The sequence below is a fragment of the Dyella sp. genome, from assembly GCF_035486915.1.
Taxonomy (GTDB): domain Bacteria; phylum Pseudomonadota; class Gammaproteobacteria; order Xanthomonadales; family Rhodanobacteraceae; genus Dyella_B.
In genome coordinates, this window is the sequence record NZ_DATHMR010000015.1 from 16,405 (window position 1) to 39,133 (window position 22,729).

General features: G+C 58.7%; 22 protein-coding genes. 11 read left to right on the top strand and 11 right to left on the bottom strand.

The window, feature by feature from the left end:
- Window positions 1-95: 95 nt before the first annotated feature.
- Entirely contained in the window at window positions 96-854 is a 759-nt protein-coding gene (locus VK725_RS01245; protein WP_325316247.1) for a hypothetical protein, read from the bottom strand.
- Window positions 855-1,215: 361 nt separating this feature from the next.
- Here VK725_RS01245 and VK725_RS01250 point away from each other — a divergent pair, with 361 nt between their 5' ends.
- Window positions 1,216-2,154, top strand: coding sequence for a sensor domain-containing diguanylate cyclase (locus VK725_RS01250; RefSeq protein WP_325316248.1), 939 nt, complete (start codon window positions 1,216-1,218; stop codon window positions 2,152-2,154).
- Window positions 2,155-2,225: 71 nt separating this feature from the next.
- Here the strand turns inward: VK725_RS01250 and VK725_RS01255 are convergent, their stop codons facing one another.
- Window positions 2,226-2,474 carry a hypothetical protein gene (locus VK725_RS01255; RefSeq protein WP_325316249.1) on the bottom strand — a complete coding sequence of 83 codons (249 nt, stop codon included), beginning with the start codon at window positions 2,472-2,474 and terminating at the stop codon, window positions 2,226-2,228.
- 227 nt (window positions 2,475-2,701) lie between these two features.
- A complete protein-coding gene (locus tag VK725_RS01260; protein WP_325316250.1) occupies window positions 2,702-3,238 on the bottom strand; it encodes a MarR family winged helix-turn-helix transcriptional regulator in 537 nt (178 codons plus the stop codon).
- A gap of 224 nt (window positions 3,239-3,462) precedes the next feature.
- On the opposite strand from VK725_RS01260, the gene VK725_RS01265 reads away from it, so the two are divergent.
- The 8 genes from VK725_RS01265 (at window position 3,463) to VK725_RS01300 (ending at window position 12,150) form a co-directional block, all read left to right on the top strand.
- Window positions 3,463-3,720: a hypothetical protein gene (locus tag VK725_RS01265; RefSeq protein ID WP_325316251.1), complete on the top strand. Its 258-nt coding sequence runs from the start codon at window positions 3,463-3,465 to the stop codon at window positions 3,718-3,720.
- Window positions 3,721-3,780: 60 nt separating this feature from the next.
- Entirely contained in the window at window positions 3,781-5,343 is a 1,563-nt protein-coding gene (locus VK725_RS01270) for a DHA2 family efflux MFS transporter permease subunit (protein ID WP_325316252.1), read from the top strand.
- Window positions 5,344-5,385: 42 nt separating this feature from the next.
- Window positions 5,386-5,874 carry a MarR family transcriptional regulator gene (locus VK725_RS01275; RefSeq protein WP_325316253.1) on the top strand — a complete coding sequence of 163 codons (489 nt, stop codon included), beginning with the start codon at window positions 5,386-5,388 and terminating at the stop codon, window positions 5,872-5,874.
- 69 nt (window positions 5,875-5,943) lie between these two features.
- The gene (locus VK725_RS01280) at window positions 5,944-7,428 is read left to right on the top strand and encodes an efflux transporter outer membrane subunit (protein ID WP_325316254.1); all 1,485 of its coding nucleotides are present in this window, start codon (window positions 5,944-5,946) and stop codon (window positions 7,426-7,428) included.
- Window positions 7,429-7,438: 10 nt separating this feature from the next.
- The gene (locus VK725_RS01285; protein ID WP_325316255.1) at window positions 7,439-8,626 is read left to right on the top strand and encodes an efflux RND transporter periplasmic adaptor subunit; all 1,188 of its coding nucleotides are present in this window, start codon (window positions 7,439-7,441) and stop codon (window positions 8,624-8,626) included.
- Between the two features lie 138 nt (window positions 8,627-8,764).
- A complete protein-coding gene (locus VK725_RS01290; RefSeq protein WP_325316256.1) occupies window positions 8,765-9,304 on the top strand; it encodes a MarR family winged helix-turn-helix transcriptional regulator in 540 nt (179 codons plus the stop codon).
- A gap of 503 nt (window positions 9,305-9,807) precedes the next feature.
- On the top strand, window positions 9,808-11,559 hold the full coding sequence (locus tag VK725_RS01295) for an MOSC and FAD-binding oxidoreductase domain-containing protein (RefSeq protein WP_325316257.1): 1,752 nt from the start codon (window positions 9,808-9,810) through the stop codon (window positions 11,557-11,559).
- Window positions 11,560-11,703: 144 nt separating this feature from the next.
- The gene (locus VK725_RS01300; RefSeq protein ID WP_325316258.1) at window positions 11,704-12,150 is read left to right on the top strand and encodes a GNAT family N-acetyltransferase; all 447 of its coding nucleotides are present in this window, start codon (window positions 11,704-11,706) and stop codon (window positions 12,148-12,150) included.
- Between the two features lie 48 nt (window positions 12,151-12,198).
- Here the strand turns inward: VK725_RS01300 and VK725_RS01305 are convergent, their stop codons facing one another.
- The 8 genes from VK725_RS01305 to miaA all read right to left on the bottom strand — a co-directional run bounded on the left by VK725_RS01305 (window position 12,199) and on the right by miaA (window position 20,759).
- Complete coding sequence (locus VK725_RS01305) at window positions 12,199-13,716, bottom strand: GGDEF domain-containing protein (protein WP_325316259.1); 1,518 nt, start codon at window positions 13,714-13,716, stop codon at window positions 12,199-12,201.
- 321 nt (window positions 13,717-14,037) lie between these two features.
- Entirely contained in the window at window positions 14,038-15,330 is a 1,293-nt protein-coding gene (locus VK725_RS01310) for an adenylosuccinate synthase (protein ID WP_325316260.1), read from the bottom strand.
- A gap of 235 nt (window positions 15,331-15,565) precedes the next feature.
- Complete coding sequence (locus VK725_RS01315; RefSeq protein WP_325316261.1) at window positions 15,566-15,751, bottom strand: DUF2065 domain-containing protein; 186 nt, start codon at window positions 15,749-15,751, stop codon at window positions 15,566-15,568.
- A gap of 4 nt (window positions 15,752-15,755) precedes the next feature.
- A complete protein-coding gene (hflC, locus tag VK725_RS01320; protein ID WP_325316262.1) occupies window positions 15,756-16,634 on the bottom strand; it encodes a protease modulator HflC in 879 nt (292 codons plus the stop codon).
- Window positions 16,631-17,716: an FtsH protease activity modulator HflK gene (gene hflK, locus VK725_RS01325; RefSeq protein ID WP_325316263.1), complete on the bottom strand. Its 1,086-nt coding sequence runs from the start codon at window positions 17,714-17,716 to the stop codon at window positions 16,631-16,633. The genes hflC and hflK overlap by 4 nt, the downstream gene beginning before the upstream one ends.
- A 301-nt stretch (window positions 17,717-18,017) precedes the next feature.
- Window positions 18,018-19,349 carry a ribosome rescue GTPase HflX gene (gene hflX, locus VK725_RS01330; RefSeq protein ID WP_325316325.1) on the bottom strand — a complete coding sequence of 444 codons (1,332 nt, stop codon included), beginning with the start codon at window positions 19,347-19,349 and terminating at the stop codon, window positions 18,018-18,020.
- A gap of 6 nt (window positions 19,350-19,355) precedes the next feature.
- A complete protein-coding gene (gene hfq, locus VK725_RS01335; protein WP_126671967.1) occupies window positions 19,356-19,637 on the bottom strand; it encodes an RNA chaperone Hfq in 282 nt (93 codons plus the stop codon).
- A 180-nt stretch (window positions 19,638-19,817) separates the two neighbouring features.
- Window positions 19,818-20,759, bottom strand: a complete 942-nt coding sequence (gene miaA / locus VK725_RS01340; protein WP_325316264.1) for a tRNA (adenosine(37)-N6)-dimethylallyltransferase MiaA — start codon at window positions 20,757-20,759, stop codon at window positions 19,818-19,820.
- 127 nt (window positions 20,760-20,886) lie between these two features.
- Between miaA and VK725_RS01345 the strand changes: the two genes are divergently transcribed.
- A complete protein-coding gene (locus VK725_RS01345; protein WP_325316265.1) occupies window positions 20,887-21,585 on the top strand; it encodes a hypothetical protein in 699 nt (232 codons plus the stop codon).
- Window positions 21,586-21,687: 102 nt separating this feature from the next.
- Window positions 21,688-22,722, top strand: coding sequence for an L-threonine 3-dehydrogenase (gene tdh, locus VK725_RS01350; RefSeq protein ID WP_325316266.1), 1,035 nt, complete (start codon window positions 21,688-21,690; stop codon window positions 22,720-22,722).
- The last annotated feature ends 7 nt before the right edge of the window (window positions 22,723-22,729 follow it).

A 22,729-nucleotide genomic window follows, 5' to 3' on the forward strand; every position in this document is an offset into this window, starting at 1 on the left:
GTCATGGTTCCCTGAAAAACCTGCATTTTCGAAAAATGGCTGCAAAAGAAAGGCCCCGTATGCGGGGCCTTTTGCGATCGACAGGTAGAGATGCTTCAGTTTGCACCGCTCGATGATTTGCCCGGCGCAGAGACCTGCTCCACCGGCCCCACGGTGACATGGCCCGTCCAGCCATCGAATACATTGACGGCGGCTTTGTCGATCGTTTCGGTGTACATCATGACCGGCTGACACGGACGCTGCGGTCCGGAGAGCTGATCCGTCACCCCCTCCATGCAGTACATCTGGCCCGGCGGCGTATCCTGGCGCTGCAGCATGGCCATGCCGTCCTGATAGCGCTTTTCCGCGCGCACCGCAGCCGTCGCATCGCCATAAACGGGGCGCATCTTCGCAAGCAAATCGTCCGCGGCCCTGCGTTCGGCCATCGTCGAGGCCTTGTAGACCTGATCGTAGGAAGCCTTGAAACGGGAATCGGAACGCTCAGATGCCAACGCCAACCACGCCAGCGCCAGTGCGCGATTACGCGGCTGTTGATCGCCGTTCAACGCCATCACACCCAGCACGAACTGCGCGGGCTTGCTGGCCCAGCTAGCTGCCGTCGTAAAGAATCGCTGCGAATCGCTGTAGTTGTGCTGGCCGTAGGTCAGCGTGCCGAGGCAGTAGTAATAGTCGCCAGGGAGAAAACGCTCTTCGCCGATGATGCAGTCCGACTTCGCCAGATCCTTGTCGGTGGGCACCGAGCTGCTGCTGGCCGGCGCGGAATCCTGGGCATACACAGCACCCGTCAGCGACGCTGCAACGAAAGGCGCTGCAAAGAACAACGACCCAATGGTCTTCCTGAGTAGTGGGGACATAAGGCACTCCATGTGACGGGTTGTGGGTGGAACAGGACCTATTTTAACGTGGCACACGCCGTAGGGATGACATCCATGGCGTAGACGGCGTACATCGAACAGCGTCAATATCTGATCGACCAGTGCCAGGTGGCATGCGCCAACAACAAGACGTTCGACGCGCTTGCCTCGGCAAGCATGGGGAGCCTCCCTTCGATAAAGCGCCAGATCCCGGCATCTCGCCTTGTGCAACCCATGCAAGGGGACCTATGGGATCACTTGCGCAAGGCACACCTATTGCTTGCCGTACAAGGTTGTGGTCTGCCACAACATCCAACACCAGCCCGCTCGCGCGGCACGCCTTTGAACGGACCTGACAACGATGACGACAATCGAAAGCAAGATGGACATGGATGGCGCTACGTACAAAACGCTCCTGGAGTCGACCCGCGCCATTCCCTGGAAGATCGATTGGGACACCATGCAGTTCGCCTACATCGGCCCGCAGATCGAAGCGCTGCTGGGCTGGGAACAATCGAGCTGGGCGACGGTTCAAGACTGGGCCGAGCGCATCCATCCGGAAGATCGCGACTGGGCCGTCAACTTCTGCGTGGCGCAGTCCAAGGCCGGCATCGATCACGAGGCGGACTATCGCGCACTCAACAAAGACGGCGATTTCGTATGGATTCGCGACGTGGTGCACGTCGTGCGCAAGGAAAACGGCGACGTGGATTCGCTGGTCGGCTTCATGTTCGACATCAGCGAACGCAAACGCACGGAAGAACAACTCGCCGCGTTGCGCCGCGAACTCGAAGAACTCTCCTTCAAAGACGGTCTCACCGGCGTGGCCAACCGCCGCCGCTTCGATGTGGTGATGGAAACCGAATGGAGCAATGCGTGCCGTAACAAGCAACCGTTGTCGGTGCTAATGCTGGATATCGACTGCTTCAAGCAATACAACGACCACTACGGCCACCTGGAAGGCGATCAATGCTTAAAACGCGTCGCCAAACTTCTTACCGTTGCCTCGAAACGTCCGCGTGATTTCGTCGCCCGCTTCGGCGGCGAGGAATTCATCGTCATCCTGCCGGATACCAACGAAAGCGAAGCTTACAAAATCGCTTCGCACTGCCGAGAGCTGATCGCCAGCGAGCATATTCCGCACAAGGGTTCGGAGGTCGGCAAATATCTGACCGTGAGCATTGGCCTCAACACAACCACTCCGGAATGCGGCGATGAAGTAATTCCGTTTATCGAAGCGACCGACAAACGGATGTATCAGGCAAAGCAACGCGGAAGAAATACGATCGTCAGCGATTGACATCGCGAATTTTGAAAACAAAAACGGGCGACTTGAGCCTTGAACTCAAGCCGCCCGTTCTGTCTAGGCGATCAGCTTTGTTTTTTCTTTGTACCCGGCAACACACCATAGGCCGTTCCAAAGATCGCCAACAATATCGATCCGCCGAACAAATAAGGAACAGCGGGTTTCACCACGCGTTGCCCCGCTTCTCTTCCGGCTTCCGCGGCGTGCGCAGGATCGTTCACTCCCGCGATACCTCCCGCAACAAAACCAATGGCGGCACAACTACCAATGTATAAAACGACAAACCACACGATACCAAGCAGAACGCGCTTCATGACTACCCTCCCTAGATAAACGTTCAATGCCTCGATACCCGAGGCATCCCCTTTCAACCATTCAGATTTTCGCCCCTAGGCGCTATCGATTAAATCATGAAAGTGCTCGCGCCGGGCATACCACCAACGGCCCCATTGGGCGATGATGACAAGCGAAATGCGGATCGAAAGCGGACATCGGCGAGACGGATATTCCGAATGGGTGCGCCCTTTAATCCCGAAAACAATCAGGCTTTAATTTTTTCGTTGGAAACCTGGACGAAGCCATCTCGCATGCGCCGCAGCAAGCTTTGCAGCAATTGCAATTCATCTGGCGAGAGATCAACAAACACTTTCTCCAACCTGTGCGCATTCAACTCCAACGCGCTGGCAATGACGTTCCTGCCCTTCTCTGTCAGCTTCGCGAGTAATCGGCGTCTGTCTTTCTCATCGCCGATCGATTGCACCAGACCTTCTTGCTCCAGAGAAAACATCAGCGCAGAAACTGTCGCGCGCTTGACCTGCAACGCCGCAATGATTTCCTGATGCGGAACAAAGCGATCGCCTGCACCCCACAACAACGCGAGCGCCTGAAATCGCGAGGGTGACCCTGCGGTGCCTTCCAGCCATTCGTTCAACACGTTGTTGATCTGCTGGCTCACCGATTTGAGCGTGAAGACCGTCTCCAGGCGCTGAGCAGCAGCCAGCGGAAACCGGCGCAGGTAGGCCTCGCGCAGATAGGAGGTCGGAAAGCTTTGTTCGTTGATCGAATCGTCGTCTGTCAAAGGATTTTCTCTCGCCAAAACTATCTATAAGTGGATTGTATGCTATACGACAATCCCCTGAAAGAACAAACATGGCAATAAAAACAATGATATATAAATAATAAGCTAACGAACTATCCGCCTATTGACTTGTTTATCGTCTAACGTTATTGTCTGCCTACAGACAAATATCGCGGTACGGACCGCATGAGCGCGGTCACGACCGGCGGGACGAGGCGAGAGACATGTTCACTATCGAGCAACAGGAAGGGGCAACGCCCTGCAAAACCCAGATGACGCTGGCCGCGATCGCCATTGATCGTCAACGCCACAGCTTGCCATCATGGCTGGCCGCGACGTCCCCGCTGACGACGCCTGCACGGATGGTCCCTACCGCCACCGTTGCCTCCAACGCTTCAGCCAGCGTGAGGAGCAAAGATGACCACCCCTTCAAACGCCCGTCAGGCAACGGTTCGCCGTTTTTCACCCATTTATCTGACTAGTCAGATATTCGGCCCGTCAAGCGCCGCACTCACAACCCCATCGCCGCACTGGACCCCACCATGAGCGCATCCACTTCCGCCGCTGCACCGGCCCCTCTAACAGGTATGCGGTTTGCTATCGGCGCTTTCGCCGTTGCACTCGCCACGTTCATGAACGTACTCGACTCCTCCATCGCTAACGTCGCCATTCCCACACTGTCAGGCGATCTTGGTGTGTCGGTGGACGAAGGAACGTGGGTGATCACCGTATTTTCCGCCGCCAACGCGGTGGCGATCCCACTCACGGGCTGGCTCACTCAACGCATCGGTCAGGTCAAGCTGTTCGTTGCTGCGATTCTGCTGTTCACGATTTCGTCTGCGTTGTGCGGCATAGCACCCAACCTCACGGTGTTGTTGGCGGCCCGCGTGCTACAGGGCGTGTCGGCTGGTCCACTCATACCGTTGTCGCAAGCGCTGCTGCTCACCACGTTCCCAAAAGAGAAAAGCGGTAGCGCGTTGTCGTTGTGGGCCATGACGGCAACGGTCGGCCCCATCGCAGGTCCGGCTTTGGGCGGCTGGATCACCGACAGTTACAGCTGGTCGTGGATCTTCTACATCAACGTACCGGTAGGCATATTCGCCGCCGCAGCTGTGTGGTGGATTTATCGCGACCGTGAAACGGCCACTCGTCGTTTGCCGATTGATACGGTTGGTCTGCTTGCCCTGATCGGCTGGGTCGCTGCACTTCAAATCTTGCTCGACAAAGGCAAAGATCTAGATTGGTTCAACTCACCTGTGATCTGTGCGCTGGGCGTCATTGCGCTGATCGGATTCGCGTTCTTTGTGATCTGGGAGCTAACCGAAGAGAAGCCGATCGTCGATCTACGACTGTTCGCCGTGCGCAATTTCCGCGGTGGCACCATAGCGATCTCCGTGGCCTACGCGATCTTCTTCGCGAACCTGGTGCTTCTGCCGCAGTGGATTCAGGAGTACCTCGGTTATCGCGCGGTCGATGCAGGATTGGTGACTGCTCCGCTGGGCATTTTCGCTGTGGTCCTTGCGCCGGTCATGGGCAAGTTGATGATCAAGACGGATGCACGCATATTGGCCACAGTGGCCTTCGCCGGGTTTGCCGCTGTCTTCTTCATGCGCTCGGTGTACACCACCGACATCGATCAATACACCTTGATCCTGCCGACACTGCTGCAGGGTATTCCGACCGCTCTATTCTTCGTGCCGCTGACCGCGATCATCCTGTCGGGTCTGTCGCCCGACAAGATTCCCTCCGCCGCGGGCTTATCGAACTTCGTGCGCGTCTTCGCGGGTGCCGTTGGAACCTCGCTGCTGGCCAATGGCTGGTACGACCGCACGACGCTGCATCATGCACGACTGGTCGAACAGGCTAACAGCTACAACCCGATCTTCACGGGTTCGATCGCACACGTGCAGTCGACGCTGCAGATCGGTGCTTCCAATGCGCTCGCCTTCGTCGAGAACGAATTGGATGCACAAGCCGCCATGCTCGGTCTCAACGACATCTTTTGGATATCCGCAATCCTCTTCATCGTGATCATTCCGCTGATTTGGATCACTCATCCGAGCAAGGATGCGGCGGCTGGAGCGGCAACGGCTGGCGGCCACTGACGATTCGCCGATACGACCGCTAACCGAAAAACCAATAACACATTGCCGCACTACGCCTACAAGGGCTCCGAGGACTTGGACATGGAACATTACACAAAGAAAACCTTTTCGACGACGCAAAGCATCGGCTTCATGTTGACGAAAGCGCGCAACCTTGTGATTGCGGACATGGATGCTGCCTTGGAGCCGCTCGACATTACCAGCCAGCAAATGGGCATTGTCCTGTGGCTCAGTCGCGGTATTGCCGCCACGCCCTTCGAGATGTCCAAACTTCTCAGCATCGACACCGGTCTGATGACCCGCATGCTGGACAAGCTGGAAGCAAAGGGATTCCTGAAGCGTTCCCGTAGCAACACAGATCGCCGTGTCATCGATCTGAAGTTGACCAGAAAAGGCGAGGCGATTGCTGCAGAGATTCCAAGTATCGCCCTGCCAGTGTTGAACGGGCGTCTGAAGAACTTCAGCAAAGCCGAATTTAAAGAACTGCAGCGCCTGCTTGGCAAGTTCATCGACGCCGACACCCAACGTTAACGCTCTTAAGACCGAAGCGCTTGCGCGCTCCATCCGATAACCCCCACCCCACTTACTGAGACTAAGACCATGCGTGTTCATCGAATTGCGGCCGCGGTCGGAATGAGCCTCGCACTGGCAGGATGTGCCAGCAGCGGTGGCCTGCGTCCGAACGGCGCGCCCATCAACCCCAACTCTCTCGCGGTTACGCGCACCCTCGCAAACGTAAAGGTGTCGCCCGCCGCGTGGCCCGAAGCTGACTGGTGGACTTCATTGGGCGACAGCCAGCTCAACGCACTGATTGCCGAGGCCTTGCACGACAACCCGAGCCTCGCAGAAGCCGACGCGCGGGCGCGCCAAGCACAGTCCGAAGCGTCGGAGGCCGATGCTGACCGCAAGCCGGAAGTGGACGCCGGCGGAAGCGTTTCCGAAGTTCGTGCGCCAAAAACGCTAGGCCCTCTTGGCAATGGCCATAACAGCGCCTTCAAGTATGTGGACGTCAGTTTCAAATGGGATCTGGATCTTTGGGGCGGCGAACGCGCTGCATGGGAGGCTGCTCTCGGACAACAGCGCGCTGCGGAAGTTGACGCACACGCGGCGCGCATCGAACTGTCCACGAACGTCGCTCGCGCATACGTGCAACTCGGCTACGCCTATGCACAACAGGATGTCGCATCGGCGGAGCTGCAGCGTGCAACAGACGTGCGCAAGCTGACGCAACAACGTGTTGCTGCTGGCATCGATAGTCAGGTGCAGCTCAAGCAGAGCGATTCAGAAGTCGCCAGTGCACAGGGTCAAAAGGCACAAGCGGATCGTGCGATCGATGCAGCGCGCTCCGCACTATCCGTGCTGTTGGGCAAAGGTCCTGATCGCGGCCTTGCGATCGCCCGACCCCAGCTGTTGTCGCCGGACGCACTGAGTATCCCATCCAACCTACCCGTCGATCTGCTGGGGCATCGCGCCGACCTCGTCGCCGCGCGGTGGCGCGTGGAAGCGGCCGATAAGGACATCGACGCAGCCAAGACCCAGTTCCTTCCCAACGTCAACATCACCGCATTGGCAGGACTAGCCGCGTTCGGCGGCGGCAATCTCTTCCAGGCGAAGTCCCGCTTTTACGACGCCGGTCCGGCGATCAGCCTGCCTATCTTTGATGGCGGTCGCCGCCGCGCGGACTTGAACGGCAAAGATGCGCAATACGATCTAGCCGTGGCGCAGTACAACGATGCGCTCGTGCGTGCCGTCAACGAAGTATGCGACGACAACGATGCACTCGCCTCGTTGCAAGTGCAGATCGACGCGCAGCAGCGCGCACTCGATGCGGCCAACGATGCTTGGACACTAGCCGAACAACGCTACCAAGCCGGCATTGGCAGCTATCTGGAAGCCCTCAGTGTGCGCCAGGAATTGCTGGTCGCCCAAGATCGGATGGCCACGCTGCATGCCGAACAAATCGATTACTCGGTGCAAATCATTCAGGCGCTCGGTGGCGGCTATCGCCCAAGCCAGCCCGCTCCTAACGTGCCGGCCGTTGCTGCCGATGCGAACTCTTCTTCCCTTATCCATCATCGCTCTTGAGGCAGCCGTCATGTCTACTCAAATCTCTTCGGCTTCTAACGAAGCCGCGCAATCCAAGAAAAAAAGCCGCAGCTTCATGCTGCGCGTCCTTGGGGTATGTATCCTCGTGGGCGCCATAGGTTTTGGCACTTGGTATTTTCTGGAAAGTCGCTGGTACGAAGGCACCGACGACGCGTACGTCAACGGCAACATAGTGCAGATCACACCGCAGATCACGGGCACCGTGGTCAGCATCGGTGCCGACGATGGTGACTTCGTAAAGCAGGGTGACGTGTTGGTTACGCTTGATAAAGCCGACGCCGATGTCGCACTACAGAACGCCTCTGCAAATCTCGCCAACACGGTGCGCAAGGTGCGTGGTCTGTACAGTACGGTGTCAGGTGCGCAGGCCGATGTGGCGGTAAGACAGGTCGCGTTGCAGAAGGCGAAGGCCGACTACGAACGCCGCGTTACCTTGGCCAGCTCAGGTGCCATCTCCGCGGAAGAACTCTCGCACGCAAGAGACGCATTGACCGCGGCCGAAAGCTCGCTCACGACGGCTGAGCAGCAATTGCAGACCAATAGAGTATTGGTGGACGACACCATCGTCACGTCGCATCCGGATGTCAAAGCCGCCGCCGCTCAATATCGCGCTGCCTACCTCACTGAAGTTCGCACGACCATGGTGGCACCGGTAACCGGCTATGTCGCCAAACGCACCGTGCAGGTCGGTCAACGCGTACAACCTGGTGCAGATCTGATGGCCGTTGTACCGCTGCACGAAGTGTGGATCGATGCCAACTTCAAAGAAACCCAACTTACTCACATGCGCATCGGCCAACCCGTGGAAGTGACCTCGGACGTCTACGGCCATGCGGTCAAATACGACGGCAAGGTGTTGGAACTGGGCGTGGGAACGGGCGGCGCATTCGCGTTACTGCCGGCACAAAACGCTACCGGCAACTGGATCAAGATCGTCCAGCGCATTCCCGTGCGCGTAGTGTTCACCGATCCCAAGCAGCTGGATCAACACCCGCTACGCATCGGCATGTCGATGGATACGACGGTGAACTTGCACAATGAGAACGGTCTGATGCTTGCTCAGAACGCCCCGACGCAGGCGGCTTTCAGTACGGATGTCTTTCAGCAGCAGTTGGCCCACGCTGACGAGCAGGTCGCTCAGATCATTCACAAAAATATGGCTGGTGATGCGAAGTAAGGACGTCGGCATTGAAGCAACGCTACCGTCGATGCATCGATGATTCGACTGACGTGTGAGTGAACATCCGCGTCGGTCGATTTAAGAACTACGACAGGGCACGCCTGTCATCAGCGCCACACTCGCTGCGGAGTAACCATGAACAAGCACGCGACGCATCATTCTCGCCAGCAAAAAAAGCTCGCGGCGACCGCACCACATCCATTCACGAGCGTCGGCATGCAAGCGTCGACGGAAACCATCTACAAGGTGGCGGAAGTCGCCAGAACGTTGAAGTACGCGACCCACGCCATAGAACAGGTGGTGCATCTTGCTTCAGGAGCGAACGATCGTCTAACGCTGTTGCATTGGCTCGTTCTCGCCCGTCTTTCAAGCAAGCCGACATGCAAGCAGCTGGAACTGAAATCTGAAACGAAAATTACCGCCGCGTATTTGACGAGATTGCTCGACGATCTGGTACGAGCGGGCTTGGTGCGCCGGCACCGCTCATCGACGGACCGCCGACAAATCCTCCTCGCGCTGACAGAACACGGAAGGAATGCAACGCTTGAGCTATTGGCCTCGTTGAACGATGTCACCCAGCCATCCCAACTCAACGCTATCGAACATCTGGGCGCCTCGCTCGAACAATTTGTATCGCTAGCGGCTGGAGAAGGATGGCTCGGAATGGAGGCGTAGCCCTCAAGGGGGACGCGCCCGTATCGGCCATCTCAGATCGCCGATACGGGTATCAGTGGGTCCGCTTCGGGTCCAAAGCGGATGCCGTGGGCACAATCGCTCGAAATGAGCTGCGACATCCAGACAAGACGTCGCCGCTACACGCGCCCGCCTTATGGCGACCCGATTACTTGGCGTTCTTCTTCTTTTCCTGCTTGGCCGCCTTCTTCTCTTTCATGGTTTTGGCCGGTTTTTTCTTGTCGCTCTTTTTTGAATCCATACCTTTGCTCATTTTGTCCCCTCCATCATGGTTATCGTCTGTTGCCGCTTACGTGAAGCCGCCGCAAGCATTTGCGCCTGCATGGTTGCCTATATGCGCAAGAGTACGCCTACCGGTGGATCCATGAAACTAACCGGGCATTTCTGTCCACGTTGAATAAATGCAACTGAATGTCCGCCTTGAGACGGGAAGCGCGTAGCATGCGCTTTTTAGCCTGCCTTCGATGCTTGCAGAGACCTGAGCCATGAGCCACGTCGTTTCTGTCAATGTCGGCCTTCCAGCAGATGTGGAGTGGCGGGGCAAGATCGTTCGCACTGCTATCTGGAAGCGACCGGTAAACGGGCGAGTGATGGCGCGGCGCCTGAATCTCGACGGCGATGCCCAGGGAGATCGCCAAGGTCATGGTGGCTTGCATCGAGCCATCATGGTTTATCAGGTCGCCTCCTACCGATACTGGGAGCAAGTCCTGCGCCGAAGTCTCACCGAATACGGCATGTTCGGTGAAAACCTGACCGTCGATGGGCTAGCTGACGATCAGGTATGCATCGGTGACAGGTATCGCATTGGCGGCGCGCTGTTCGAAGTGTCGGCGCCGCGTGTCACGTGCTATCGCGTCGGCATACGGATGAACGAACCACGCATGCCGGCACTGCTCGTTTCGCATCGAAAGCCCGGATTCTATTTTCGAGTCATCGAAGAGGGAGACATCGGCGTCGGCGACGAAATCATTCGCATCGCGCAAGGACGTGAAGCGATAACCGTCGCCGAAACCGATGCGCTGCTCTATTTGCCGGATCATCCTGAGGATCGCGTGCGCCACGCTGCAAACGAACCATCGCTTAGTCCCGGATGGAAACGTTCTTTCGATGCATTACTAGCGAGCACGGGATTGCCAGGCAACGCAGGGCTCGGGCCGGTGCTTCCAGCGGTAGCGTGGCAGGGTTTCCGCGCGCTCAAGGTGGTCGGTGTCGTTAAAGAGAGCGATGACGTGACGTCGCTGCTCCTATCAGCCAATGAGCCGCCTTCTCTCGCCCCTCCTGCTGCCGGATCGTTCGTGGTGCTGCGTCTTCCTGGTGCCAACGGAAGCGGTACGGTGACGCGCAGCTACTCCATCTCCAACATCGGCGAAGGAGGCGTATATCGCGTTAGCGTCAAGCTCGGCTCCGGTGATGGAAGTCGCTACATACACAGTGGCGTCCACGCGAACGACGTTATCGAAGTCAGCGCACCGCGAGGAGCATTTACCTTACGGAGTGATAAAGCACCGATCGTTTTCTTGAGTGCAGGCATCGGAATCACGCCTGTGCTCGGCATGCTTCATCAACTCGTGGCGGATCGAGCCGCCGAAGATCGCGATGTATATTGGATTCATGGCGCACGTAACGGCGCCGAGCACCCCTTTGCTTCGGAAGTACGTCACTTGCTCGATGCGCTGCCTCACGTCCATGCCTTTATCGCCTACAGTCAACCTCGCACCGAGGATCGACTAGGGCGTGACTTCGACGTCGCAGAACGTATCAGCGCTTCGACCATCCAACGACTGGGCGCACCAGCCACGGCGCAGTTCTATATTTGCGGCCCGTCGAACTTCATGTCTGGCCTCCTCACAGGCCTGAAGGGCATTGGCGTAGCGAGCGCAAATATCCACACGGAGACCTTCGGGAGCGAAGCATCGATAACGCCGGGCATCGTCGGTGGCGCTGTTAGGCGTCCGCATCCACCGGAGGGCGTTCAAGGCAATGGGCCAACCGTCTCATTCAGCCGAAGCGGCTTGGCCGTACCTTGGTCCGACGCATTCCAAAGCGTGCTGGAGTTCGCCGAAGCCTGCGACGTTCCAGTTCGCTGGGCGTGCCGCACCGGTGTATGTCACACCTGCGAAACCGCGCTCATCGGCGGCCAAACCCTCTATGACCCAGAGCCCATCGACCCGCCTGCCAACGGCAACGTGCTTATATGCTGCGCGCGCCCCACAACCGATATCGAACTTGATCTCTAATACTTGGTCAGTCGCCGAAAATAAAAAAGGCTCTGTCCCTTTTTTGAAGCTTCCCACTAGCTGTCTCATGTGCAAGACCGCTGTCGGCTAATGGTGAGCTTTCGCCATTTATAATTCTGCAGAGACTTGAAACCGAGAAGCAATGTGAGCATCGATATTGTCGTAACAGCAGCACCCACCTCTGACGTGGTCGCAAAAATTTCCAACGATCTCGATCTGTTTAATGTAGCTGCGACCGACATTTCCGACCGCACGCCTTTAGGTGTTCTTGTAGTCGATTCCAACACGGGAGTGGCGCTGGGCGGCATTACAGGTCGCACGTCAATGGGCATCCTGTTCATCGACTTATTCTTCTTGCCCGAAGAACTCCGCGGCAGTGGCTTGGGTACCAGGCTTCTTGCAGCCGCCGAAGATGAGGCACGACGGAGAGGCTGTAAAACGGGGGTGCTCTACACGATCAGCTTTCAGGCACCCCAGTTCTACATCCACAATGGCTGGAAGGTTTTCGGCGAGATTCCTTGCGATCCTCCGGGCACCTCTCGCGTCTTCCTTTCGAAAGATCTGGCTGCACAAGGCGCTAACGACGCCTAGAACGTCATAGTCATTGGCATAACGTCCACTCTGGGCCGAGACCAGACTTCAAATGATGGTGTTGCCGCGGACATCGAACTTATTCCATCCCGCAGTCAAATCGTGCGCTGACTCATCGGCTACTTCCACGCGATCACGGCCATTTTTCTTGGCCATGTAAAGCGCCCGATCGGACTCTTCCAGCAGGAACACGGGATCCATGGGAGTATCGGCCGCCTGCATGGCGATGCCGATGCTCACCGTTATGCGCTCATAGGGGCTAAGCGGGTGTGGGATGTTCAAACGTTCAATGGCACCCGTCATGCGCTTTGCCGCTTCTACCGCAGCTTCCGCATTGGCATCCATCAGCACGACGACAAATTCCTCGCCGCCGTAGCGCGCGACTGAATCGCGTGCGCGCAGTTGGCTACTCAGCACTGAAGCCACCTTGACCAGGCATGCGTCGCCGGCGATGTGGCCCAGGCTGTCGTTGTATTGCTTGAAAAAATCGATATCGATCATCAACACCGCGCAGTAGTGGCTTGTTCGCTGTCCTTCCTCCATGGCTTCACGCAGGCGTGTATCCAGGGTCACACGGTTGGCAATGCCGGTGAGCGCATCGCGTCCCACTTGTTGCTCCAGGCGCAAGGAGCTCAGGTCACCGGCGCGCAGCATGTCCATTTGACGGGCTTGGATGAATGCCACGCGCAAGCCGTAAAACAACACGGATGCGCAGCCCGTCAACAGACCCACAACAAAACTGATTCGCGTCATGCTGAAACCGAGCATGACGACCGTCATCGACAGAATGATCGGTGCAAGCGATGCGATGGTTTGCGATACCGCCAGGGATGGATGGTAGGCGCGCAACCAGCGCGGCGGCTGTCGTATCGCTACCAGCGCCAGCAATGCGTGGGGAAGATCTATCAGAGATCCGGCCCACCAGGGTAAGCCATGCATTTCTACTCGGTTATAGATGGTCGCAACGATGGCGTTGACCAACAAATAGCTGCTGGCTGCAAAGTAAAAGAAGCGCCAACGGAAGCTGCGCGCACCTAGCAAACGCAGGATAGCCATGATGGCCAGCGAAAAATCAATCGCATCCGCGTTATAGAGCACTACGTAGATACTGCTGGGATCTTTGGCGAGCGGTCCGCTCAGCATATGCGTGAAGAACTCATACAGCAGTGTCGCGATAACGCACGCCATGACCAGATCCAGCGCGGCTACGACGCGAGGTTCGTCTCGCACGAACGAGCGCGACACCATGAATATGCATGGGATCACATACATGCTGGAGAAAACCGTGGCGAGTGCGTACAGATAACCGCCCTTGTCACCCAGCACCGTCGTAAGCAGATTGGTGCTTCCCCACAGCACCTGCATCAGGACGGCCAGCGCCAGCAGCAACCATGGCAACCGGATCAGCGCCGGGCTGCGCCGGTAGCGCGTGAATACCGCCCACAGTGCCGTCGCCTGCACAGCCAACATGGCCAGCTGCGGCCACGCATCTTCGGTATGGCCACTCCAGTTCGCCAGAGCAAGATGGCCCAGCAGCAGTAGTGCGAGCAGCAAAACGACGCGCAAGAAACCTCTCCCTTAACCACTCCCTTAAAATGGAGTATCGAATGCGACGCAGCATTTATGGACCATCTGCGTCACATTCGCGGGGCTCACCCCATGTCCTCTAAATACTCTTATCGGTTGATCGCAGGGGGATATACAACGCCTGCGCTCATACCGGCCTTGCTTCTCGCCGTGGCGTTGGCAAGTCCGTTAAGACATCAAGCAAGTTATGGGCCTTAAAGGTCTTTTGAACAAACCTTTCCGTGTCGCTCTTCATCCCTACGACAAAAAAGGACCCTCGCGAGAGGGCCCTTTTTATGTCATTCCACGTGCGGTTAAGGCTTATGCAAACGGATCATCCAGCACAATCGTATCCTCGCGATCCGCACCGGTCGCCACGATGGCGAGGTGGCAGCCAGAGAGTTCTTCGACGGCGCGCAGGTAGGCGCGCGCTGCCGGCGGCAGCTTGTTCCAGTCGCGGATGCCGCAGGTGGATTCTTCCCAGCCGGGGAATTCGAGATAGACGGGCTTGCATTCGGCCCAGCCGTCGGCGTCGAGCGGTGCGAGTTCACGGCGTTTGCCACGGTATTCGTACGCGATGCAGACCTTGATGGATTCCAGGCCATCGAGCACATCGAGCTTGGTGATGGCGAGGCCGTTGATGCCGTTGATCTGCACGGCACGCTTCAGCGCAACCAGATCGATCCAGCCGCAGCGGCGCGGACGGCCGGTGCTGGCGCCGAATTCGTTGCCGACCTTGCGCAGGCGTTCGCCCATTTCGTCGTTGAGTTCGGTCGGGAACGGACCGCCACCGACGCGCGTTGCGTAGGCTTTGCAGATGCCGAGCACGTAGTCGATATCGCCCGCGCCGACGCCAGTGCCGGCGAGCGCGCCACCGACGGTGGTGTTGCTGGAGGTGACGTACGGATAGGTGCCGTGATCGATATCGAGTAGCGCACCTTGCGCGCCTTCGAACAGGATGTTGCCGCCGTCTTTGCGCACGTCGTGCAGGATGGTGGCAACGTCGTCGACCATCGGGCGAATGAATTCGCCGTAGGCGAGTGCGTCGTCGAGCACCTTTTGATAGTCGACCGGCTCGGCCTTCAACCATTGGGTGAGGATGAAGTTGTGGTATTCGACGGCGGTTTTGATCAGACCGGGCAGTTCGTGCGGATACATCAGGTCTGCCACGCGCACGCTGCGACGCGCGACTTTGTCTTCATATGCCGGACCAATGCCGCGGCCGGTGGTGCCGATGGCTTTGCCGCCTGCGGCGATTTCGCGCGCCTTATCGACGGCGATGTGGTACGGCATGATCAGCGGCGTGGCCGGGCTGATCTTCAGGCGCGGACGCACACTGACACCTTGCGCTTCGAGTTCTTCGATTTCCTGCTTGAGTGCGGCCGGCGACAGCACAACGCCGTTGCCGATCAGGCACAGCGCGTCGTCGCGCAGAATGCCCGACGGGATCAGGTGCAGCACGGTCTTCTTGCCCTTGATGACAAGGGTGTGGCCGGCGTTGTGGCCGCCCTGGAAGCGCGCGACGGCGCCTACGCGTTCGGTCAACAGGTCGACGATTTTGCCTTTACCTTCGTCGCCCCACTGTGCGCCAAGAATTACGACTGACTTGCCCATGATGTTTCTCGCTCTAAAGACGTTCCGATCGGCGGAACGGGGAATTTTTTGTCCTCGGGAGAAATCCATCCAGGATTTCTTCCGACACGATGAGTCCGGCACAGGTCCGGACTCACCTCCGCCCATCAAGCACCTACGTACCTGATGGGCGGGCGAGACATCCTTGTCTCGCGGATGCTCTGAATGAATCAGAGCACCTTTATCGCGCGCATTGATTACCGCGCGGTGAAAAGTGTTAGTGCACCAGCTGGAGCGTCAACAAACCTACGCCTATGGCCGCCGCGCCGAAGATGCGCAGGGTGCGCGGATCCAGCTTCTGGGCCTCGCGCATCATGGTTTGCCAGCCTTTCGGCGCCGCGAATAGCACAAGCCCTTCGATGACCAGCACAAGGCAAAGCGCAGCGTATAAATCGCGCGGCATGACGTCAGCGACGCCCCGCCGGCGCGGGTGAAGGATTGCCGAAGTAACGCAGGAATTCGGAATCGGGTTTCAGGATGATGGTACCCCTACCGTCGCCGAAGGCTTGCTTGTAAGCCTCAAGGCTGCGGTAGAAATCGAAGAAATCCGGATCTTGCGAGGCGGCCTGCGCGTAGATCTGCGCGACTTGGGCATCGCCCTCGCCTTTTACGCGCTCGGCATCGCTTTCTCCATTGGCTCGGATGATCTGCGCCTGGCTATCGGCGTCGGCCTTGATGGCTTCGGCCTGCTGCTTGCCGTCGGCGCGAATGGTGGCGGCTTGCTGCTGACGCTCGGTCTGCATGCGTTTGTAGACGGCAGTCTTGATGTCATCCGGGAATTCGATGCCGGTGATGCGCACGTCCACAATAGAAACACCGAGCGTTTTTTGCGCTTGTGCGTTGGACTGCTGGATGGCGTTCGCCGTGAGATCGTTCTGGCCGCCGCCGACCAGCTGCTGCAACGTATGCGTATTGACGATGTCACGCAGCGTGTTGCTGACGATGGGGCTGAGACGTTGCCCGGCTTGCAGTTCGTCGCCTCCGGTTGCGCGGTAATAATCGGCCGCGTTATCGATGCGCCACTTCACGTAGTAATCGACGTTGATACTTTGCTTGTCGGACGTCGCGTAGCGCTCGGGCGCACCGTCGTAGGCAAGGATACGGTTGTCGAGCACGAGCGCCTGTTGCGACAGCGGCAATTTGGCATGCAGGCCAGGCTGCTTGTCGGCACGCAGAATTTTGCCGAACTGGGTGACGAGCACGGTCTGACCGTCTTGCACCGTGTAGAAGCTGTTGACGCCAAGCAAGACGAGCAACGCGATGATGATGGCAGCGGTGGTTTTCATGGCTGCTTCCCCTTGTCCGCTTCATCGTTCGCGGGCGGCGCGATGGTTCCAACGCCCGGCAAGTTGGTGGCCGGCGTTTCGCGTTCGTTGGTGATGTTGATGACGCTGCGGCCATCGGAACCGTCGATCACCTTGTTGTTGACGCTGAGTACCTGCTCCATCGTTTCCAGCCATAGGCGGCGGCGCGTGACATCCGGCGCGGCTTTGTATTCCTTCAGGATCAGGTTGAAACGCTCGACATCGCCTTGCGCGTGCGCGATGCGTTCGGCTTTGTAGGCATCGGCCTGGGCGGAAAGACGCTTGGCGTCGCTATTGGCCAGCGGAATTTCCTGGCTGGTGTTGGCGCGTGCTTGATCGATCGCACCTTGGCGATCCTGGCGTGCCGCATTGACGTCATCGAAAGCGTCTTTCACTTCCTGCGGCGGCGTAATCGTCTGGAAGCTGACATCGGTGACTTGCAAACCGCAGTTGTATGCATCCAGCGTGTGCTGCAGCTGATTGCGCACGGACTGTTGAAGGGCAGCAAGCGTCGGGGCAGCCGCAGCGTTGTCGCTTTGACCGGTAAGGATGGTGTCCATCTGCTGCGCACCAATCACGGTGCGCACGGCAGCCTGGGCCGCTTCGTTAAGTGTGCCGTCCGGGTCGCGCGTGTTGAACAGGTATTTCTGCGGATCGGTGACCTGATACTGCACGTTGAAATCGACGGCGACGATGTCCTCGTCTTTGGTCAACATGCGAATCTGATCGGACATGGCCCGCACGCGCGAGGTGGCGACGGACGTGACCGATTCGATCGGCGTCGGGAGCTTGAAATGAAAGCCGGGGCCCACCGTGCGCGCATAGGCGCCGAAGCGCTGCACTACGCCGACCTGCCCTGCACCGATGACGGCATAGCTGCTCAGCAACACCCAAGCCAGAATGATGGCCCCGATGATGGTGAAGATGCCGCCCGGACCGCCGAGCCTGCCGATCCGCTTTAACGAATCCTTGAGTGCGGTCTCAATGCCCGATTTACCACCGGAACTACGCTTGTTCTTGTTCCATGGATCGCGCTGCCCGTTTCCGGGTTCGTTCCAGGCCATGGTCAGTCTCCTTGAGGCCGCTGGGAGGCCGGCAACAACGGCCGGAAAACGCTCTGTGCTGGATGGGACATGGTGACGGGTGAGTGGACGTGCAAGCAGCCAGAAAGGCGTGGTGCACAAACGGTCGCATTCTAACAGAGACGGTTGAAATACGAGCGGCGCGGGTGGCCTCTCGGCCGCCGGGAGGAGTTAGGGTGAGAGTTCGGGGTTTTGCGTCGAGGCGCAGTGGTTCGCTACCGGGCGTACCCTCATCCGCCTGCCGGCACCTTCTCCCGAAGGGAGAAGGGTCAAATGTTTAGCGTTACGGGTCTAGTGTCGGGGCGTCGATGGCGGCGTCGGGGTTGCCAAGCAAGTCGCGCAGTAACTCCATGTCCGGACCTTTGCCTCCGGTGAGCGGTGCCAGCACGCTGCGCGGTGCATCGATGCGCAAGCGCCAGCCGTATTCGTCCACCGCTTCATCGGCAATGGCGCCCGCGGCGTGAAGTCGCGCGTGCAGACGGCCGGCTGACAGTGGCAAAAGCAGTTCGGAGCGAATGCGATCGCCACCCAGTACCTCACCCAATGCATCGCGCAACAGATCGAGACCTTGGCCCGTGGCTGCGGAAACCCACACTTGCTGGGGCACGCCCTCTATATCGCGCACAATGCGCGGCTCGCCGCCGGCAAGATCGATCTTGTTCATCACGTGCAGTTGCGGCACGTCGCCCGCACCGATTTCTTCCAGCACTTGATCGACCACACGATGCAGACGCTCGCGTTCTTCATCGGCGGCATCGCTGACGTGCAAAAGCAGATCCGCATCGCGTGCTTCGGCCAACGTGCCACGGAAGGCAGCGACGAGATCGTGCGGAAGTTCGCGGATAAAGCCGACGGTGTCGGCCACTACCGCAGGTCCGCAACTGAGATCGTCGAGCTTGCGCACAGTGGGGTCGAGCGTGGCGAACAGTTGATCCGCCGCGTACACCTCACCCTGCGTGAGCTTGTTGAAGAGCGTGGATTTGCCGGCGTTGGTGTACCCCACCAAGGCCACACGCGGCACGGTATTGCGCAAACGCGCGCGACGTTGCTGCACGCGCTGCGTCTGCACTTTTTCCAACCGTTTGCTGAGCATCTTGACGCGTTCGGCCAGCAGGCGGCGGTCGGTTTCCAGCTGCGTTTCGCCGGGACCGCGGTTGCCGATGGCACCACCGCGCTGGGCGTCCAAGTGCGTCCAGCCGCGTACCAATCGGGTAGCGAGATGTTTGAGCTGCGCCAGCTCCACTTCCATCTTGCCTTCGTGCGATCGGGCGCGCTGAGCGAAGATGTCGAGGATCAACCCGGCGCGATCGACCACGCGAGTGCTCAGCAACTTCTCAAGGTTGCGTTCCTGCACCGGCGTGAGCAGATGGTCGACCAGCACCAGATCTGCGTCGAGCGCACGTACGGCTTCGGCCACCTCTTCGGCTTTGCCGGTCCCGATGTAGTAACGAGGATTCGGGGATTCGATGCGCGCAGGAATCGTCGCCAGCACTTCTGCGCCAGCCGACTTCACCAGTTCGACGAATTCTTCCGCACGCTCTGCCGTATCGCCCTCGCCGCGGGAATGCGGGAGGACTAATACGGCTCGTTCGCCTTTCTTTTGTCTATCAAACAGAGTGGATCAACCTTCGTCGGCCGACGCGTGCGCCTCGAGGTGGTTCTCATGGCCGTCATGGCCTTCATGACCGTTGCCGACACGCACGTTACGGCTCGGGACCACTGTGGAGATGGCGTGTTTATAGACCATCTGACTGACCTGGTTGCGAAGCAGCACGACAAACTGATCGAACGATTCGATCGTGCCCTGCAGCTTGATACCGTTGACCAGGTAAATAGCGACCGGTACGCGCTCGCGGCGCAAAGCGTTAAGAAACGGATCTTGCAAGGATTGCCCTTTTGACATTGTTGTTCTCCCCCACGTGCAACGGATGGGCCGAAGAAATGTGGGGCCAAACGGCGCCCCGGCCCGAGTTCACTTGAATGTTAACCGCTTTTAAATCGTGGTTGAAAGAGTTTTGTAAGTTATGACAAAGAGATAACAAAACTGGGTCACATCCTCGCTTAAGAAATGGCCATAGAGCTGTCATCCAAGGAATAGCCGGACGGCATCGGCCGCCCGGGCAGCCGTATGGGGACTTTCTGGGTCCAACGTGCGGGCGTCGAGCTCGCTTCGCAACCAGGTGATCTGCCGTTTGGCGAGCTGCCGGGTGGCGAAGATGCCTCTGTTGCGCAGCTCGGATGCGTCGTAGAGGCCTTCCAGGTGCTCCCAGGCCTGGCGGTAGCCCACCGCACGGATAGCTGGGAGATCCGGCCGTAGGTCGCCGCGCCTGCGCAAGGCGGCTACTTCGTCGAGCAAGCCGTGCTGAAGCATGTCTTCGAAACGCCGGGCGATCCGGGCGTGCAGAGGCGCGCGGTCCTGGGGAAGCAATGCGAGCTTGAGCACCCGCCAGGGGAAAGGCTCACCCCGGCCACCCTGTTGCTGCACGCTTAGCGGCTGGCCCGTCAGTTCGATGACTTCCAGGGCGCGCTGAATGCGTTGGGCGTCGCCCGGCTTGATGCGTTCGGCGGCAGCCGGGTCGAGTTCGGCCAGACGTCGATGCATACCGTTCCAGCCGATGTCGGCGGCCTGTTCGGCCAACTTTGCCCGTATCTCGGCGTCGGCTTCGGGAAGGCTGGACAGGCCGCGCTGCAGCGCCCGGAAATAAAGGCCGGTTCCACCTACCAGCAACGGCACCTTGCCTGCTTGATGCACGCGTTGCATGGCTGCCTGTGCATCAGCGCTGAAATCCGCAGCCGAATAGGGTTGAGCGGGATCGCGGATATCGATCAGTTCATGCGGATAACACACCAGCGTTGCTGCGTCGGGCTTGGCACTGCCGATATCCAAACCGCGATAGACCAGCGCCGAATCGACGCTGATCAAGCCAAGCGGAAACTGCTCGCTCAAGGCGCAAGCCAGCGCGGTCTTGCCCGACGCGGTCGGACCCATCAGGAAAACGGCAAGCGGGCGGCGATCAACGGGCATCGCCCATTCTAATCGGCGCTGACAGCATGCAGGCGCGTGCACGGGATCGTGCGTGACGCGTTCGATTGCAAAACCTCCTGCGAATGAGGGCACAATGATCGTTCACCGTCCTTTTGAAGCCCGGCACATGTCGCTATCGAAATTCTCTGGCTCGTTATTCCTGATGCTCGCGGTTGGATCACTTTCTTGCGGTAACGCGAAAGCCGCAACGCCGCCTGCACCGGATTTCTCGGGCGTCTGGCAGCTCAACGATGCCCAGAGCGACAGTGCCTCAGACGTCAACAAGCGCTATCACGTCGAAAAAAAGCACGAGGAAGCGCCATCGGCGAATACGTCGAACAACAACGGGTCAGCGCCATCGACGGTAGGTGACCTGCTTGGTGGCGGCGGCGGCGGACACCATGGAGGCGGCGGCGGGGGCCATGGCGGCGGTGGCGGTAACCATGACTACGAAGAAAGCCACAGCTTTGATAAGAACAAAGGGCCGGTCGATCCCACCCCGCCCCTTTTCGCCGACGATGCGTTGTTGAACATCCAGCAACGCACTGCCGACATGCAGGTGGACTTCAACAACACCGATCGGCTCGATACGAAGTTCGATAGCGTCACGCGTCCGTCGCTCAACGGCACGGCACAAATACAGACGCAGCTCTCGTCGGATGGCATGCACCTGACGATGGAGTTCAGCGATGGCACCCGGCTGGAACAGGACTGGGTGAAATCGGCGGATGGCCATCATCTGACCGTCACCGAGACGTGGACGCCGGTGGACATGAAACAACCCATCGTATTCAAGCGGGTTTACGATCAGCTGGGCGCCCAGTAACGGCGTCGCCTTTGATGCGGCAGTGCGTCAAGGCAGGGCAGCGGGCTGGCGATCTATAATTGCGGTCTTGTCTCACTCCCCCGCCCGCTGTTGGAAACCCCCATGCCGCAAACGATGAAAGCCCTGGTCAAGCGCCATGCCGAGAAAGGCATTTGGATGGAAGAGGTGCCCGTACCGGAAGTCGGCCCTAACGAGGTGCTGATCAAACTTGAGAAGACCGCGATCTGCGGTACGGACCTACACATCTACAAGTGGGACGAATGGTCCCAGCGCACCATCAAACCGGGCCTGACCATTGGCCACGAATTCGTCGGCCGCGTCGTGGAAATCGGCCCCGGCGTGACGGGCTACAAAATTGGCGACCGCGTTTCGGCCGAAGGTCACATCGTGTGTGGCCATTGCCGCAACTGCCGTGCGGGACGTCAGCATCTGTGCCCGAACACCGTCGGTATCGGCGTGAACCGCAACGGCGCATTCGCCGAATACATGACGATGCCCGCATCGAATCTGTGGCCGATTCCGGATCAGATTCCGTCGGAACTGGCGGCGTTCTTCGATCCGTACGGCAACGCTGCACATTGCGCGCTGGAATTCGATCTGATCGGCGAAGACGTGCTGATTACAGGCGCCGGTCCGATCGGCATCATCGCCGCGGGTATCGCCAAGCATGTCGGTGCACGTAACGTGGTTGTCACCGACGTCAACGATTACCGCTTGAAGCTCGCTGCCGATATGGGCGCAACGCGCGTGGTGAACGTTGCCAACCAGTCGCTGAAAGACGTGATGAAAGACCTTCACATGGAAGGCTTCGACGTCGGCCTGGAAATGAGCGGCAATCCGCGCGCCTTTAACGACATGCTCGATTGCATGTACAACGGTGGCAAGATCGCGCTGTTGGGCATTCTGCCCAAGGGTGCAGGCATCGATTGGGACCGCGTGATTTTCAAGGGTCTCACGCTGCAGGGCATTTACGGCCGCCGCATGTACGAGACCTGGTACAAGATGACGCAGATGGTGCTGACGGGCTTCCCGCTGCAGAAAGTGCTGACGCATCAGATTCACATTGACGATTTCCAGAAAGGTTTCGACCTGATGGATGCCGGTGTGTGCGGCAAGGTCGTTTGCTCTTGGCATTGATCGTTTG

Bases quoted from the DNA above. Each gene is read 5' to 3' on its own strand.
- VK725_RS01345 (WP_325316265.1), top strand. From the start codon at position 20,887: ATGTCGCTATCGAAATTCTCTGGCTCGTTATTCCTGATGCTCGCGGTT.
- hflK (WP_325316263.1), bottom strand. From the start codon at position 17,716: ATGGCCTGGAACGAACCCGGAAACGGGCAGCGCGATCCATGGAACAAG.
- hfq (WP_126671967.1), bottom strand. From the start codon at position 19,637: ATGTCAAAAGGGCAATCCTTGCAAGATCCGTTTCTTAACGCTTTGCGC.
- VK725_RS01255 (WP_325316249.1), bottom strand. From the start codon at position 2,474: ATGAAGCGCGTTCTGCTTGGTATCGTGTGGTTTGTCGTTTTATACATT.
- VK725_RS01315 (WP_325316261.1), bottom strand. From the start codon at position 15,751: ATGCCGCGCGATTTATACGCTGCGCTTTGCCTTGTGCTGGTCATCGAA.
- VK725_RS01285 (WP_325316255.1), top strand. From the start codon at position 7,439: ATGTCTACTCAAATCTCTTCGGCTTCTAACGAAGCCGCGCAATCCAAG.
- VK725_RS01295 (WP_325316257.1), top strand. From the start codon at position 9,808: ATGAGCCACGTCGTTTCTGTCAATGTCGGCCTTCCAGCAGATGTGGAG.
- VK725_RS01245 (WP_325316247.1), bottom strand. From the start codon at position 854: ATGTCCCCACTACTCAGGAAGACCATTGGGTCGTTGTTCTTTGCAGCG.
- VK725_RS01310 (WP_325316260.1), bottom strand. From the start codon at position 15,330: ATGGGCAAGTCAGTCGTAATTCTTGGCGCACAGTGGGGCGACGAAGGT.
- VK725_RS01265 (WP_325316251.1), top strand. From the start codon at position 3,463: ATGTTCACTATCGAGCAACAGGAAGGGGCAACGCCCTGCAAAACCCAG.
- VK725_RS01270 (WP_325316252.1), top strand. From the start codon at position 3,781: ATGAGCGCATCCACTTCCGCCGCTGCACCGGCCCCTCTAACAGGTATG.
- VK725_RS01250 (WP_325316248.1), top strand. From the start codon at position 1,216: ATGACGACAATCGAAAGCAAGATGGACATGGATGGCGCTACGTACAAA.
- tdh (WP_325316266.1), top strand. From the start codon at position 21,688: ATGCCGCAAACGATGAAAGCCCTGGTCAAGCGCCATGCCGAGAAAGGC.
- hflC (WP_325316262.1), bottom strand. From the start codon at position 16,634: ATGAAAACCACCGCTGCCATCATCATCGCGTTGCTCGTCTTGCTTGGC.
- miaA (WP_325316264.1), bottom strand. From the start codon at position 20,759: ATGCCCGTTGATCGCCGCCCGCTTGCCGTTTTCCTGATGGGTCCGACC.
- VK725_RS01290 (WP_325316256.1), top strand. From the start codon at position 8,765: ATGAACAAGCACGCGACGCATCATTCTCGCCAGCAAAAAAAGCTCGCG.
- VK725_RS01280 (WP_325316254.1), top strand. From the start codon at position 5,944: ATGCGTGTTCATCGAATTGCGGCCGCGGTCGGAATGAGCCTCGCACTG.